The organism is Thioclava sp. ISO4 (genome assembly GCF_058105145.1).
In genome coordinates this window covers 3,687,353-3,701,373 of the sequence record NZ_CM176571.1, presented here as the reverse complement: position 1 = coordinate 3,701,373, position 14,021 = coordinate 3,687,353, and the positions used below count along the sequence as shown (strand labels likewise).

Here is a 14,021-nt window from a genome sequence, read left to right as displayed (position 1 = left end):
TTTCTATTCGAAGGCCCCGATCCCGATATGGAAAAACGCGTAACCTTCAAGGGCTGGCTCTTGCCGATGCTGCTGCTTGCGCCGCAGTTGATCGTCTCGGGCGTGTTCTTCTTCTACCCGGCGGGCGAGGCGGTGTGGCAATCGCTGTTCATCCCCGATCCGTTCGGCCTGTCGATGCAATATGTGGGCCTCGGCAATTTCGAATATCTCTTCAACGACCCCTATTACCGCGCGTCCTTCGTGACGACGGCGGTGTTCTCGACGCTGGTGACGCTGGTCTCGATGATCCCGGCGCTGTTTCTCGCGGTGCTGGCGGATCGGCTGGTGAAAGGGGCGGGGACCTATCGCACGCTCTTGATCTGGCCCTATGCGGTCGCGCCCGCGGTGGCCGGTGTGCTGTGGCTGTTCATGTTCAACACGCGGATCGGTGTGGTCGCCTTCTATCTCAACCAGATGGGCTACGACTGGAACCATGTGCTCAACGAGCATGAGGCGATGGGGCTCGTCGTCGTGGCGTCGGCCTGGGGGCGGATCAGCTACAACTTCCTGTTCTATTTCGCGGCGCTGCAAGCGGTGCCGAAATCGGTGATCGAGGCGGCGGCGATCGACGGGGCGCGGTTCTGGCGGCGTTTCTTCACGATCGTGCTGCCGCTCCTGTCGCCCACGACCTTCTTTCTGCTGGTCGTCAACATCGTCTACGCCTTCTTCGAGACTTTCGGCGTGATCCACACGATCACCTCCGGCGGGCCGCAACAGGCCACCACGATCCTCGTCTACAAGGTCTACGCGGACGGGTTCGTCGGTCAGGACCTCGGCAGCTCTGCCGCGCAATCCGTGGTACTGCTGGTGGTCGTGGGCTTCCTGACGGTGCTGCAATTCAAATTCGTCGAGAAGCGGGTGCATTACTGATGGCTGACATGCACAACGAACCGCCCCCGGGCATGGTGGAAAAGCGCGGCTCCGGCCTTTGGCTGACCCATGTGCTGATGATCGCGGGCGTGCTGGTGATCTTCTTCCCGATCTGGCTGGCCTTCGTGGCCTCGACCCATACCCAGCAAGAGATCGCGCAGGCGCCGATGCCGGTGATGCCGGGCTCGCACCTGATCCAGAACTACTCGGATGCGCTGTTTTCCGGGGTGAACGTGCCGGTGGCCACTATGCTGGTGAACTCGCTGGTGATGGCGTTGGGGATCGCGCTTGGCAAGATCGCGATCTCGCTCTTGTCGGCCTTCGCGATCGTCTATTTCCGCTTTCCGGGGCGACGCTTCTTCTTTTGGATGATCTTCATCACGCTGATGCTGCCGGTCGAGGTGCGGATCGTGCCGACCTACGAAGTCGTGGCGGGCTTTGGGATGCTCAACAGCTATTCCGGCCTGATCCTGCCGCTGATCGCGTCGGCCACGGCGACCTTCCTGTTCCGGCAGTTCTTCCTGACGGTGCCGGACGAGCTGGCCGAGGCCGCCCGCGTCGATGGCGCGCGCCCGATGCGCTTCTTCTTCGATATCCTGCTGCCGATGAGCCGCACGAATATCGCGGCGCTCTTCGTGATCCTCTTCATCTATGGCTGGAACCAGTATCTCTGGCCGCTCCTGATCACCACCAATCCCGAGATGAACACCATCGTCATGGGGCTCAAACAGATGTTCCCGTCGGGCGACGATATCGCCGATTGGCCGGTCATCATGGCGACCTCGATCCTCGCGATGATCCCGCCGGTGATCGTGGTGATCTCGATGCAGAAACTCTTCATTCGCGGCCTCGTGGACAGCGAGAAATAAGGGCAGACAATGGCGACCGTTGAACTCGAAAATATCAAGAAACGTTTCGGCAAGACCGAGGTTCTGCACGGGGTCTCGATCGACATCCAGGATGGCGAATTCATCGTCATCGTCGGTCCTTCCGGCTGCGGGAAATCGACGCTTCTGCGCATGGTCGCGGGGCTGGAGAGCATCTCCGAGGGCGAAATCCGCATCGGCGAGGCCCGCGTGAACGAGCGCGAGCCGATGGATCGCGACATCGCGATGGTGTTCCAGAACTACGCGCTCTATCCGCATATGTCGGTGCGCCAGAACATGGGCTACGGGCTGAAAATCGCGGGCATGGCGAAACCCGAGATCAAGCGACGCGTCGACGAGGCTGCGAAGCTGTTGCAGCTGTCGGACTATCTCGAGCGCAAGCCGCGCGAATTGTCGGGCGGGCAGCGACAGCGGGTCGCGATGGGCCGTGCCATCGTGCGCGAGCCGTCGGTCTTCCTGTTCGACGAGCCGCTGTCGAACCTCGACGCCAAGCTGCGGGTGCAGATGCGTGTCGAGATCCGCGAGCTGCAGCGCAAGCTCGGCGTGACCGCGCTCTACGTGACCCACGATCAGGTCGAGGCGATGACCATGGCCGACCGGATGATCGTGATGAACGGCGGTGTGGCCGAGCAGATCGGCACGCCGCTCGAAGTCTATGAGCGCCCCGTGACGATTTTCGCGGCGCAGTTCATCGGCAGCCCGTCGATGAACATCATCGATGCCGAGGTGCGCGGCGGTCAGGTGATGCTGGGCCATGTCACGCTCGGCCCGACCGATTTGCCCGATCGCCCGGTCAGCCTCGGCATTCGGCCCGAACACCTGCATCCCGACGATAACGGGCATCTGACGCTGAATGTCACCCTGTCCGAGCCGCTGGGCGCGAACACGCTCCTGCACGGCACGCTGGAAGGGCGCGGCGAGGCGATGACCGCGGCGCTGCCGGGCGTGCATATGGAGAAGCAAGCGGTGGGGCAGGTGCGGCTCTCGGTGAATGCCGAGGACCTGCATCTCTTCGATCCGAAATCCGGTCAGCGGCTGAATTAAGCCGCCCCGATCCGGTGGCTGATCGCTTTGGCCGCCTGAGCGACCGCGTGCCCGAGGGCGGGCAGGCGGCTGTCGGGAATCCGCTGCACGGGGCCGGAGACCGAAATCCCCGCCACCGCGTCGCCATGCGCGTCGAAAATCGGTGCGGCGATGCAGCGCATTCCCAGTGTGCGTTCTTCATCGTCCACCGCGTAGCCCTGCGCCGTGACCCGCGCCAGTTCGGCACGCAGCGTCGGCGCATCTCCGATGGTGCGGTCATTGAACCGCGTGAAGTCGTGCTCTGCGAGGAGCTGGTCGAGCCGGTCCGGCGCGTAGGTGCTCAGAAGCGCCTTGCCGATGCCCGACGCGCGCAGCGGCGCGATGGTGCCCGGCGGGAAGAACGCCCGGATCGGATCATGCGTCTCAACCTGCCCGGTAAACAGCACCTGTCCCGCCCGCTCGACACCCAGATTTGACGTCTCCCCGGTCGAACGCATCAGATCCTGCATCAGCGGCCGCGCGCGCTCGAAGACATTGGTGCGCCGCAGGAAGGCCGAGCCGATGCGGAAGGCTGCCGGGCCGATATGCCAGTCCTGTGCCTCGGGCTCCACGAAATCGCGGGCATGAAGCGTGGCCAGAACCCGGTGCATCGTCGCGGGCGACTGGTCCAGCTCGCGCGCGATGGCGCTCAGCGACAGCCCACCATGCCGCGCCAGAAGGTCCAGCACATCGAGCGCCCGGTCCAGCGCGAGGATCGTGCCCTGCGCGGGGTCGGTGTTGAAGCCTTTCGGGCGGCCCTTCCGGCGGGGCATGGTCATCGGGCGCACCTCTGAGCGGCAAAAAGAAATATCTAACGCAGTATAAAACAAAATCTAATTTCACTGTATGAAAAACGCAAAGCGCTGAATTTCCTTCGAATTCTTGGCTGACGCGGTGCAAACGCCCACGATCCGCAAAAATTTCTGCGTCAGCCCCGCCATGGTAGAAACGCTTCCGACACATGGAGGAGGCGTCATGATCCATCTCAATCCCGTTTTCATTCCGGGCCCGACCAACATCCCCGAGGCGCTGCGCAAAGCCGTCGATATTCCGACGATGGATCACCGCAGCCCCGGTTTCGCCGATATCATCCACCCGGCGCTGGACGGTGTGAAGAAGGTGCTCAAGACGACCACGGGCGAGGCCTTCGTCTTCCCCGCGACCGGCACCGGTGGCTGGGAGACGGCGATCACCAATACGCTCTCGCCCGGCGACAAGGTTCTGGCCTGCCGCAACGGGATGTTCAGTCACAAATGGATCGACATGTGCCAGCGCTACGGGCTGGAGGTCGAGGTGGTCAGCGTCGCATGGGGCGAGGGCATTCCGGTCGAGCGCTTCGCGGACATCCTCGGCGCCGACACGGGCCACCAGATCAAGGCGTTGCTCGCCACCCATAACGAGACCGCAACCGGCGTGACCTCGGATGTCGCGGGCATCCGGCGGGCGATGGACGCGGCGGCGCATCCGGCGCTGTTCTTCGTGGATGGCGTCAGCTCGATCGGGTCGATGGAGTTCCGGATGGATGACTGGGGCGTCGATGTCGCGGTCACCGGCAGCCAGAAAGGCTTCATGCTACCGCCGGGCCTCGCCATCACCGGGTTCTCGCAAAAGGCGCTGGAGGCGGTCGAGGGCGCAAAGCTGCCGCGTTGCTTCTTCGACATTCGCGACATGCGCACGGGCTACGCGGCCAACGGCTACCCCTACACGCCGCCGGTGGGGATGCTGAACGGGCTGAAAGCGTCCTGCGACATGCTGCTGGAGGAGGGGCTGGGCAATGTCTTCGCCCGTCACGCCCGGATCGCCGAAGGGGCGCGCCGCGCGGTGGCGGCCTGGGGGATGGAGCTTTGCGCCGTCTCGCCCGATCTCTACTCCAACAGCGTCAGCGCGGTGCGTGCGCCCGATGGGTTCGACGCGGGTCGGATCGTGGCGCAGGCGCTGAATACTTATGGCGTGGCCTTCGGGGGCGGGCTGGGAGATGTCGCGGGCAAGGTGTTCCGCATCGGGCATCTGGGTCTGATGACCGATGTGATGGCGCTCTCGGGGCTGGCCACGGCCGAGATGGCGATGGTCGATCTCGGCCTGCCGGTGGAGCTGGGCAGCGGGGTTGCCGCAGCCCAGGCGCATTACCGCGAGACCGCCGCCACCTCTGTGCGACAAGCCGCCGCGTAAGAGCGGTCAGGTTCGGGCGCTGGCGAGCCTTCCCAGCATCGTCAGCGCCTGATCCATCTGCTCGAGCGAGACGAATTCGTCGGCCTTGTGGGCCTGCTCGATCGAGCCGGGCCCGCAGATCACCGCATCCATCCCGAGCGACTGGAACAGCCCGGCCTCGGTGTTGAAGGCGACGCAGCCTGCATGGTTCTGACCTGTCAGCGCGAAGACGAGATCGCGCGCGGCATTGTCGTCCATCGGCTCGAGCCCCACGACCTCGCCGATGGTCTCGGTAGCGATCCCGGCCTCGGGCGCGATGGCGCGCATCTCGGGCAGCAGCGTGTCTTCGACGTAGCTCGCGATCTCGCCTTTGACGAACTCCATATCGGCGGTATTGATCGGGCGCATCTCCCAGGCCAGTTCGGCGCGCGGCGCGATCACGTTATGGGAGATACCGCCCTTCAGCGCGCCCACGTTCAGCGTCGTCTGCGGCGGGTCGAAGCGCGAGCCTTCGGGGCAGCGTTTGACAAGTTCGGCGCGCAGCTCGAACAGGCGGTTGATGTAGCGCACCGCGTATTCGACCGCGTTCACGCCCTTCTCGGGGGCGGAGCTGTGGCCCGGCAGCCCCTCGAAGCGCACGGTATATTCGCAGCAGCCCTTGTTGCCGTCGAAGACCTGCATCGAGGTCGGCTCGCCGATGATGCAAAGCGCGGGTTTGACCGGGCGTTTCGCGAGCAGCTTCACAAGTTCCTGCGCGCCCAGACAACCGACCTCCTCGTCATGGGTGAAGGCGAAATGGATCGGGCGGGATTTAGCCGCCTCGGCCAGCAGATCGAGCGAGCCGAGACAGGCCGCGATGAACCCTTTCATGTCGCAGGCGCCGCGCCCGTAGAGCTTGCCGTCGCGCTCGGTCATGTCGAACGGATCGCTGGTCCAGTCCTGATCGGTGACCGGCACCACGTCCGAATGGCCCGACAGCACCAGCCCGCCGTCGCGCGGCGCGCCCAGTGTCGCGAAGAGGTTCGCCTTGTGGCCGCTCTCGTCGACCATCACTTCCACCGCCGCGCCGACGGTTTCCAGCCGGTCCGCGATATAGTGGATGATCGGCAGATTGCTGTCGGTCGAAATCGTGGGGTAGGCGATCAGGTCCGAGAGGATCGCGCGGGTGGTGTCGATCCGCATGGGCTCAGTCCTTGATGAACAGTTTGCGCTCGACGTTGCACAGGGGCAGGGCGGGGCCGTCCTCGGTGATCACGATGGTTTCCGTCGTCTCCATCCCCCAATGATCCATCCAGAGGCCGGGCATGAAGTGGAAGGTCATGCCGGGCTCCAGGATCGTCTCGTCGGTGTCGCGGATCGAGACGGTGTGCTCGCCCCAATCCGGCGGGTAGGAGCAGCCCACCGCGTAGCCCGCGCGGTTAGGGCGTTCGATGCCGACCTTGGCGAGTTCTACATTCAGCGCGCGCGCGATGTCGCAGGCGCGGTTGCCGGCGCGGGCGACCTCGATCCCGGCGTTCAGCCCTTCGGTCAGGGCCTCGGACGCGTCGATCATGTGTTGCGGCGGCTTGCCGAGGAATACGGTCCGACAGAGCGGCGCGTGATAGCGGCGGTAGCAGCCCGACTGTTCGACGAAGGTCGCCTCGCCCGCCTTCAGCGCCTCGCCGTTCCATGTCAGGTGCGGCGCAGACGCGTCGGGGCCCGAGGGCAGCATCGGCACGATGGCCGGATAATCGCCCCAGCTGTCTTCCTCGCCCTGCACGGCGGTGCGATACAGCTCGCCCACCAGATCGTGCTTGCGCAGCCCCGGCTCGGCCAGCTCCATCGCGCGTTCGATCACCAGTTCGGAAATCCGCGCCGCGCGGCGCATGAAGCGCAACTCCTCGTCGGATTTGATCAGGCGCTGCCAGTTCACCAGCACCGAAGCGTCGAGCAGCGTGGCCTCGGGCAGCCCTTCATAGAGCGTCGCATGGGCCTTCGCGGTATAGAAATAGGTCTCCATCTCGACGCCGATCCGGGCCTTGCCGTAGCCCATGATCCGCAGGTGCGAGGCGAGGTCTTCCATCGGGTGCATGATGTCGGATTGCACCATCGCGTCGTTGTAATGGAGGATGTGCTCCTCCTCCATCCAGACGGTGCGACGCGCGCCATTGGCATCCATGAAGCGCCCCCACCAGTAGGGCGCGCCTTCCATCGGCAGGATCACCCCCTGATGGGTATAGAAGGACCAGCCGTCATAGCCCGTCAGCCAGAACTGGTTCGAGGGGTTGGTGATGAAGAGAATGTCGATCTCGCGTTGCGCCATCGCCGCACGCACAAGCGCGATCCGGCGGGAATATTCGAGTTCGCTGAAGTGCACGTTTTCGATCGGCATTCGGGCTTCTTTCTGCTGGCGTTATCTCGCGCAGGTTGGGGCGCGCCCCCGAGCGAGGTCAAGGCCAAAACGAAAACGTGCGGCCCCCGGGAGGACCGCACGTTCGCGTGATTTGGTGCAGTGGATGTAACCGCTTACGGAATGAGCCGCTCGATGATCAGATCGGCCGCTTCCTCGGGGCTGATCGCGGTGGTGTCGATCCGCATCTCGGCGTTCTCGGGCGCCTCATAGGGCGAGTCGATGCCGGTGAAGTTCTTCAGCTGACCGGCGCGCGCCTTGGCATAAAGCCCTTTCACGTCGCGGGCCTCGGCCACTTCCAGCGGCGTGTCCACGAAGACTTCGAGGAATTCGCCCGGCTGCATCATCGCGCGGACCATGTCGCGCTCGGAGCGGAAGGGCGAGATGAACGCCGTGACAACGATCAGGCCCGCATCGGTCATCAGCTTCGCGACCTCGCCGACGCGGCGGATGTTCTCCACGCGGTCGGCCTCGGTGAAGCCCAGATCCTTATTCAGGCCGTGGCGCACGTTGTCGCCATCGAGCAGGAAGGTGTGGCGGTTCATCCGCGCCAGCTTCTTCTCGACGATATTGGCGATGGTCGACTTGCCCGAGCCCGAGAGGCCCGTCAGCCAGACCACGGCGGGTTTCTGATGCTTCATGTTGGCATGATGCTCGCGCCCGATATCGGTCGCCTGCCAGTGGATGTTCTGAGCCCGGCGCAGCGCGAAGTTGATCATCCCCGCAGCCGCCGTCTGGTTGGTCATCTTGTCGATCAGGATGAACCCGCCCAGATCGCGGTTCTCGCCATAGGGCGCGAAGGGGATCTCGCGGTCGGTGGTGATGTTGGCCACGCCGATCGCGTTCAGGTCCAGCGTCTTCGTCGCCAGATGCTCCTGCGTGTTGACGTTCACCTCGTATTTCGGCTCGTGGACGGTAGCCGAAACCGTCTGCGTGCCGATTTTCAGCCAATAGGCGCGGCCCGGCACAAGTTCGGTCTCGTCCATCCAGACGATTGTGGATTCGAACTGATCGGCGACCTCCAGCGGCTCTTTCGCGGCAACGATGACCTGACCGCGCGAGCAGTCGATCTCGTCGGCCAGCGTGATCGTCGTGGATTCGCCCGCCACCGCCATGTCGCGGTCGCCCTCCAAGCTGACGATCCGCGCGACCGTCGAGGTTTTGCCCGAGGGCAGCACACGGACCTCGTCGCCCGGTTTCACGGTGCCCGAGGCGATCAGCCCGGAGAAGCCGCGGAAATCGAGGTTCGGGCGGTTCACCCATTGCACCGGCATCCGGAAGGGGCGCTCCTGATCGGAGGTCACGTCCACTTCGACCGCCTCAAGGTAGGGCAGCAGCGAGGGCCCCTTGTACCAAGGGGTTTTCTCGCTCGGGCCGGTGATGTTGTCGCCCTTGAAGCCCGAGATCGGGATCGGGGTGAAGCCTTCGATGCCGATGCTGTCGGCGAAGGTTTTGTAATCGGCCACGATCTCGTCGAAGGTCGCCTGATCGTAATCGACGAGGTCCATCTTGTTCACCGCCAGCACGATATGGCGGATGCCCAGCTGGTGGACGAGATAGGAGTGGCGCCGCGTCTGGGTCAGCACGCCCTTGCGCGCGTCGATCAGGATCACGGCCAGATCGGCGGTCGAGGCGCCGGTGACCATGTTGCGGGTATATTGCTCGTGGCCGGGCGTGTCCGCGACGATGAACTTGCGCTTCTCGGTTGCGAAGAAGCGGTAGGCCACGTCGATGGTGATGCCCTGTTCGCGCTCGGCGGCGAGACCGTCGACCAGCAGTGCGAAGTCGATCTCCTGACCTTGGGTGCCAACGCGCTTGGAATCGGCTTCCAAGGCGGCGAGCTGATCCTCGAAGATCATCTTGCTGTCATAGAGCAGTCGCCCGATCAGCGTCGATTTCCCGTCATCGACCGAGCCGCAGGTGATGAAGCGCAGCATGGTCTTGTGTTGATGCGCCTCGAGATAGGCGTCGATATCCTGCGCGATCAGCGCGTCGGTCTTGTAGATCGGATCATTGGTCGTCATGTCGGCTCACCTGATAGGGTGGAAATGAAGGCGCGCGTGCGGCTCGGGAGGGGAGGGCTCAGAAGTAGCCTTCCTGTTTCTTCTTCTCCATCGAGGCGCTCTGATCGTGGTCGATCGCGCGGCCCTGACGCTCGGAGGTGGTGGTCAGCAGCATTTCCTGAATGACTTCCGGAAGGGTCTGCGCCTCGCTCTCGACGGCGCCCGTCAGCGGGTAGCAGCCCAGCGTGCGGAAGCGGACCGAGCGCATCTTCGGCTCCTCGCCGTCGCGCAGCGGGAAGCGGTCGTCGTCGACCATCAGGATCAGCCCGTCGCGTTCCACCGTCGGGCGCGGGGCCGAGAAATAGAGCGGGACGATCTCGATCCCTTCGAGGTGGATATATTGCCAGATGTCCAGCTCGGTCCAGTTCGAGATCGGGAAGACGCGGACGCTCTCGCCCTTCGCCTTCTTGGCGTTGTAGAGGCGCCAAAGCTCGGGGCGCTGGTTCTTCGGGTCCCAGCGGTGATTGGCCGAGCGGAAGGAGAAGACGCGTTCCTTCGCGCGGGATTTCTCCTCGTCGCGGCGCGCGCCGCCGAAGGCTACGTCGAAGCCGTGCTTGTCCAGCGCCTGTTTCAGACCTTCGGTCTTCCACATGTCGGTATGCAGCGAGCCGTGATCGAACGGGTTGATCCCCGTGGCCTTCGCCTCGGGGTTCTGGTGCACGATCAGCTCCATCCCCGCATCCTTCGCGGCCTTGTCGCGCAGGTTGTACATCGCCTGGAATTTCCACGTCGTGTCGACATGCATCAGCGGGAAGGGCGGCGGCGACGGGTAGAAGGCCTTTTTCGCGAGATGCAGCATCACCGCGCTGTCCTTGCCGACGGAATAGAGCATGACCGGATTGTCGGCTTCGGCCACGACTTCGCGCAGGATGTGAATGCTCTCGGCTTCGAGCCGCTGCAGGTGAGTCAGGGTCTTGTTCATGAGGGAGGTCTCTGTCTGAACGCGGTTTTCCGAGATATAGGCGGCGGGTTTTGCTGGATAACCCCCCAAATGGGAGGTAAATAGGGCTTATGTTGGGTCAGTCCGAAAACACTCTGTTGATCAACGCGCTCTTCGCGGCGGCGAGCGAGGGGGGGAAGGCGGGCTGGGTGCGCTTTCTCGAGCGGCTTTGCGATGCTGCCCATGCGGAGGGCGCGGCGGTGCAGATCCTCGCGAACGAGGGGGAGGGCGCGGGCTGGCAGGTCGGCAAGATCGCCTTGCCGGAGGCCGTGCGCCTGCATCCGATGCGCCTGGACCGCGTCTATTCGCAGATCGATCTGCCGGGCGAGGTCGAATGGCCCGGGCCGCTGCGCGCGCTGAAAGTCGCGGCGGGGGCGGCGGGACAGGTGGTGTTGATGATCGCGCGCCCGCACAGGGATTTCCGCGCGGCGGAGGCTTTGGCGCTCTCGACGCTCGCGCCGCATCTGGGGCAGGCGGTGGTGATCCGCGATGCGCTCGGTGGCGAGCGGGCGCGTGCCGCGCGCGACGCAGAGGCAGCGGAAGCGCTCGGCGCGGGCTGGGTGGTTCTGACGCCTGCGGGGACGGTCCTCGCATTCGATCCGCGCGTGGCGGCGACGTTCGACGCGCAGGGCTGGTTGCGGCTGCGGATGGGCGCGCGTCCGGAATTCGTCGATCCCGATGCCGCGCTGCGCTTTCGTCAGACATTGGCGAAGCTCGGGGAGGGGCGGGAGGTCGTCCGGCCGATCCCGCTTGGCCCTGAGGGGCGGGGCGTGCTGCGGCTCGCGTCGGGGCAGTGGCGGGGCAGTCCCGCGCTGATCGGCCATCTGCGTGACATGCCGCGGGCCGAAGCTTTGCCGGTCGCGCGGATCGCCGGGGCGCTCGATCTCAACCGCTCCGAGGCGCGGCTTGCGGCGCTTCTGTGCGATGGGGCGAGCCTGCGCGAGGCGGCCGAGCGGCTGGGTTGGACGCTGGAGACCGCGCGCTCGACCTCGAAGCAGATCTACGCCCGCGCCGGTGTCAGCGGCCAGACGGGCCTGTTGCGCAAGATGTTCGGCTCGGCGCTCTGGCTGGGTTAACCGCGTGCGAAGAAGACCGCCGCCATCACCAGCCCGACCGCGATGATGAAGCCGCGCAGCAGCGCCATATTGGTGATCCGCTTCGACAGATGCGCGCCCAGATAGCCGCCGACGGCGCTTGCGACGCCCAGCACCAGCACCGCCTGCCAGTCGATCAGCCCGGCTACCGCGTAGGTCACGACCGAGACCAGCGACAGCACCGCCGAGACGAGGTTCTTCAACCCATTCATCGCGTGCAAATCGGTAAAGCCGATCAGGCCGAGCGCCGCGAGCAGCATGATCCCGAGCCCGCCGTTGAAATAACCGCCGTAGATCGTCACCGCCATCAGCAGGGCAAAGGCCGACACCGCGCCCATCGTGCAACCCGAGCGCTGGAGCGCTTTCAGCAGGATCGGCCCGAAAGCGAAGGCCGCCGTCGCCAGCAACAACAGCCACGGCACCACGCCTGCGAACAGCTTTTCAGGGGTGATCAGCAGTAGCAGCGCGCCGAGAAACCCGCCCGCGACGGCCGCGATCAGGATCGTGCGCAGCGCCATCGGCCCCTTGTGGCGCAGCTCGTGACGGAAGGCCCAAGCGCTCGACAGATAGCCGGGCAGGGCGGCCAGCGTCGCGGTCGCATTCGCGGTGATCGGCGGCACGCCGGTCCAGACGAGCGCGGGGAAGGACAGGAATGTCCCGCCGCCCGCGACCGCATTCAAAGCGCCCGCCGCGAGACCGGCGAGCGCGAGGATCAGAAAAGACAGCATTCTCTACCGTAATCAGCCAAGTTCAGGTGCGACCGGAACGACGATCCGCCCGCGCACCTTTCCATCGAGGAATTTCGGCGCGGTTGCAATCACGTCTTCCAGAGCGACCTCGGTTTCCATCGCGGCGAGCTTGTCCATGTCGAGATCGGCGGCCAGACGGCGCCATGCCTCGACGCGGTCGTTGATCGGGCACATCACGCTGTCGACCCCGGCAAGGGTCACGCCGCGCAAGATGAAGGGGGCCACGGAGGTCGGCAGGTTCATCGAGCCCGCCAGCCCGCAGGCCGCGACGGTGCCGCGATAGGTCATCATCGACAGGACATTGGCGAGTACTTCGCCGCCGACCACGTCGACCGCACCGGCCCAGCGTTCCTTGTTCAGCGGGCGCGGTTTGCCCGAGACCTCATCGCGCGCGACGATCGAGGATGCGCCAAGCGATTTGAGATAGGCTTCCTCTTCGGGGCGTCCGGTGACGGCCGCGACGGTGTAGCCGAGCTTGCCCAGAAGCGCGGTCGCCACGCTGCCCACGCCGCCGGTCGCGCCGGTCACGACGACCTCGCCGCTTTCGGGCGTGACGCCATGCGCCTCGAGCGCCATCACGCAGAGCATCGCCGTGTAGCCCGCCGTGCCGATCGCCATCGCCTGACGCAAGGAGATCCCGTCGGGCAGCTTCACCAGCCAGTCGCCCTTCAGATGGGCGCGCTCTGCCAGCCCGCCCCAGTGCTTCTCGCCCACGCCCCAGCCGTTGAGCACGACCCGGTCGCCCTTGGCGAAATCGGGATGCTTGCTGTCGGCCACGATGCCCGAGCAGTCGATGCCCGGCACCATCGGGAAGCTGCGCACCACGGGGCCCGCACCGGTGATCGCCAAGGCGTCTTTGTAGTTCAGCGTCGAGTAGGCGACGTCGACGGCAACCTGGCCCTCGGCCAGATCGGGCAGGTCGATCTCCTTGAGCGCGGCGCTCTGGGTCTCTTCGGGTTTCTCGATCAGAATGGCTTTGACCATGGGGTGTCCTTTCAGCTTCGGGCGAGCCGCAGGAAGCCGTCGGTAAAACGGCGCAGCGGCTCGGGGTTGCGTTGAAGTTTGGTGCGCAGGACCGCGCCTTCCCAGCCGGTCCAGAAGATTTCGGCCAGTATCTCGGGGTCTTGGGTGGCGGGCACGTCGCCCGTTGCTTGACCCGCACGCAGGCAGTCCGCGACCAGCGCCTGCCAGCTTTCCAACACGGCGATGAGGCGGGCGCGATACTCCTCGGGCAGTCTGCTCATCTCCTGTCCGAGATTGCCGATCAGGCAGCCCCGGCGGAAATCGTATTTCGCCATGCCCGCCTCGGCGTCGCGGGTGAAAGCCTGCAGTCGAGCGAGTGGGGTCAGGTCGGCGCGGTCGAGCGAGCGGGACAGCTTGTCGCGGAAAAAAGCGCCGTAGGCTTCGATCAGCTCGGCGCCGAACGCGGCCTTGTTCGGGAAATAGTGGTAGAAGCTGCCCTTCGTGACACCGGCGGCCGCGGTGATCTCGTCGAGGCCGACATTGGCGTAGCCACCCTCGGTCAGTTGTGCGAGCCCCGCCCGGATTAGCGCCTTGCGCGCGGCCTGATCGTCCGGCTTGCGCGGCGGACGACCCCGGCGGCGGGGGGCGTTGGAATCGGGGGCGATGACGCTCATGCGGATTTAATATACCAATCGGTATGATAAATAAAGCGCCGCGACGACGGATGTTCCTCTGCCGTTCGAGCGCGGCGCGACAGGCGCGCCGTTTTCCAGCGTCACCGCGCGCAGAGCCCGTACGGAGCCTGCGTGTCAGTCAA

At 65.1% G+C, this 14,021-nt stretch carries 13 protein-coding genes; 5 read left to right on the top strand and 8 right to left on the bottom strand.

Going from position 1 to position 14,021, the window contains the following annotated elements; all coding sequences use genetic code 11:
* Nucleotides 1-27: 27 nt before the first annotated feature.
* Genes ugpA through AC2TZ7_RS18030 form a run of 3 tightly spaced genes read left to right on the top strand, consistent with a single transcriptional unit; the run spans nt 28 to nt 2,840 of the window.
* The gene (gene ugpA, locus AC2TZ7_RS18040) at nt 28-909 is read left to right on the top strand and encodes a sn-glycerol-3-phosphate ABC transporter permease UgpA (RefSeq protein ID WP_078520423.1); all 882 of its coding nucleotides are present in this window, start codon (nt 28-30) and stop codon (nt 907-909) included.
* Between the two features lie 32 nt (nt 910-941).
* Nucleotides 942-1,778 carry a sn-glycerol-3-phosphate ABC transporter permease UgpE gene (gene ugpE, locus AC2TZ7_RS18035; protein WP_078601076.1) on the top strand — a complete coding sequence of 279 codons (837 nt, stop codon included), beginning with the start codon at nt 942-944 and terminating at the stop codon, nt 1,776-1,778.
* Nucleotides 1,779-1,787: 9 nt separating this feature from the next.
* On the top strand, nt 1,788-2,840 hold the full coding sequence (locus tag AC2TZ7_RS18030; protein WP_489865251.1) for an ABC transporter ATP-binding protein: 1,053 nt from the start codon (nt 1,788-1,790) through the stop codon (nt 2,838-2,840).
* On the opposite strand, the gene bhcR is transcribed toward AC2TZ7_RS18030, so the two are convergent.
* Nucleotides 2,837-3,637, bottom strand: a complete 801-nt coding sequence (gene bhcR / locus AC2TZ7_RS18025; RefSeq protein ID WP_489865250.1) for an HTH-type transcriptional regulator BhcR — start codon at nt 3,635-3,637, stop codon at nt 2,837-2,839. The genes AC2TZ7_RS18030 and bhcR overlap by 4 nt on opposite strands.
* 196 nt (nt 3,638-3,833) lie before the next feature.
* On the opposite strand from bhcR, the gene bhcA reads away from it, so the two are divergent.
* Complete coding sequence (bhcA, locus tag AC2TZ7_RS18020) at nt 3,834-5,027, top strand: L-aspartate--glyoxylate aminotransferase BhcA (protein ID WP_489865249.1); 1,194 nt, start codon at nt 3,834-3,836, stop codon at nt 5,025-5,027.
* Between the two features lie 6 nt (nt 5,028-5,033).
* Here bhcA and argE read toward each other — a convergent pair whose 3' ends face one another.
* From argE to cysD, 4 genes are all read right to left on the bottom strand, one after another.
* Complete coding sequence (gene argE / locus AC2TZ7_RS18015; protein WP_489865248.1) at nt 5,034-6,188, bottom strand: acetylornithine deacetylase; 1,155 nt, start codon at nt 6,186-6,188, stop codon at nt 5,034-5,036.
* 4 nt (nt 6,189-6,192) lie between these two features.
* Nucleotides 6,193-7,377: a M24 family metallopeptidase gene (locus AC2TZ7_RS18010; RefSeq protein WP_078569995.1), complete on the bottom strand. Its 1,185-nt coding sequence runs from the start codon at nt 7,375-7,377 to the stop codon at nt 6,193-6,195.
* A 134-nt stretch (nt 7,378-7,511) separates the two neighbouring features.
* The gene (cysN, locus tag AC2TZ7_RS18005) at nt 7,512-9,419 is read right to left on the bottom strand and encodes a sulfate adenylyltransferase subunit CysN (RefSeq protein WP_489865247.1); all 1,908 of its coding nucleotides are present in this window, start codon (nt 9,417-9,419) and stop codon (nt 7,512-7,514) included.
* A gap of 58 nt (nt 9,420-9,477) precedes the next feature.
* Nucleotides 9,478-10,416, bottom strand: coding sequence for a sulfate adenylyltransferase subunit CysD (gene cysD, locus AC2TZ7_RS18000; RefSeq protein WP_489866844.1), 939 nt, complete (start codon nt 10,414-10,416; stop codon nt 9,478-9,480).
* A gap of 53 nt (nt 10,417-10,469) precedes the next feature.
* Here cysD and AC2TZ7_RS17995 point away from each other — a divergent pair, with 53 nt between their 5' ends.
* Nucleotides 10,470-11,474, top strand: a complete 1,005-nt coding sequence (locus AC2TZ7_RS17995; protein ID WP_489865246.1) for a helix-turn-helix transcriptional regulator — start codon at nt 10,470-10,472, stop codon at nt 11,472-11,474.
* Here AC2TZ7_RS17995 and AC2TZ7_RS17990 read toward each other — a convergent pair.
* The 3 genes from AC2TZ7_RS17990 to acuR are packed head-to-tail and all read right to left on the bottom strand — an operon-like array spanning nt 11,471 to nt 13,878.
* On the bottom strand, nt 11,471-12,220 hold the full coding sequence (locus AC2TZ7_RS17990; protein ID WP_489865245.1) for a sulfite exporter TauE/SafE family protein: 750 nt from the start codon (nt 12,218-12,220) through the stop codon (nt 11,471-11,473). The two genes, AC2TZ7_RS17995 and AC2TZ7_RS17990, sit on opposite strands and share 4 nt — an antisense overlap.
* A 12-nt stretch (nt 12,221-12,232) precedes the next feature.
* Nucleotides 12,233-13,225, bottom strand: coding sequence for an acrylyl-CoA reductase (NADPH) (acuI, locus tag AC2TZ7_RS17985; RefSeq protein WP_489865244.1), 993 nt, complete (start codon nt 13,223-13,225; stop codon nt 12,233-12,235).
* An 11-nt stretch (nt 13,226-13,236) separates the two neighbouring features.
* Nucleotides 13,237-13,878, bottom strand: coding sequence for an acrylate utilization transcriptional regulator AcuR (gene acuR, locus AC2TZ7_RS17980; RefSeq protein WP_489865243.1), 642 nt, complete (start codon nt 13,876-13,878; stop codon nt 13,237-13,239).
* Between the last annotated feature and the right edge of the window lie 143 nt (nt 13,879-14,021).

Coding starts and splice junctions, on each gene's coding strand:
- ugpA (WP_078520423.1), top strand. CDS start 28: ATGGAAAAACGCGTAACCTTCAAGGGCTGGCTCTTGCCGATGCTGCTG.
- ugpE (WP_078601076.1), top strand. CDS start 942: ATGGTGGAAAAGCGCGGCTCCGGCCTTTGGCTGACCCATGTGCTGATG.
- AC2TZ7_RS18030 (WP_489865251.1), top strand. CDS start 1,788: ATGGCGACCGTTGAACTCGAAAATATCAAGAAACGTTTCGGCAAGACC.
- bhcR (WP_489865250.1), bottom strand. CDS start 3,637: ATGACCATGCCCCGCCGGAAGGGCCGCCCGAAAGGCTTCAACACCGAC.
- bhcA (WP_489865249.1), top strand. CDS start 3,834: ATGATCCATCTCAATCCCGTTTTCATTCCGGGCCCGACCAACATCCCC.
- argE (WP_489865248.1), bottom strand. CDS start 6,188: ATGCGGATCGACACCACCCGCGCGATCCTCTCGGACCTGATCGCCTAC.
- AC2TZ7_RS18010 (WP_078569995.1), bottom strand. CDS start 7,377: ATGCCGATCGAAAACGTGCACTTCAGCGAACTCGAATATTCCCGCCGG.
- cysN (WP_489865247.1), bottom strand. CDS start 9,419: ATGACGACCAATGATCCGATCTACAAGACCGACGCGCTGATCGCGCAG.
- AC2TZ7_RS17995 (WP_489865246.1), top strand. CDS start 10,470: ATGTTGGGTCAGTCCGAAAACACTCTGTTGATCAACGCGCTCTTCGCG.
- AC2TZ7_RS17990 (WP_489865245.1), bottom strand. CDS start 12,220: ATGCTGTCTTTTCTGATCCTCGCGCTCGCCGGTCTCGCGGCGGGCGCT.
- acuI (WP_489865244.1), bottom strand. CDS start 13,225: ATGGTCAAAGCCATTCTGATCGAGAAACCCGAAGAGACCCAGAGCGCC.
- acuR (WP_489865243.1), bottom strand. CDS start 13,878: ATGAGCGTCATCGCCCCCGATTCCAACGCCCCCCGCCGCCGGGGTCGT.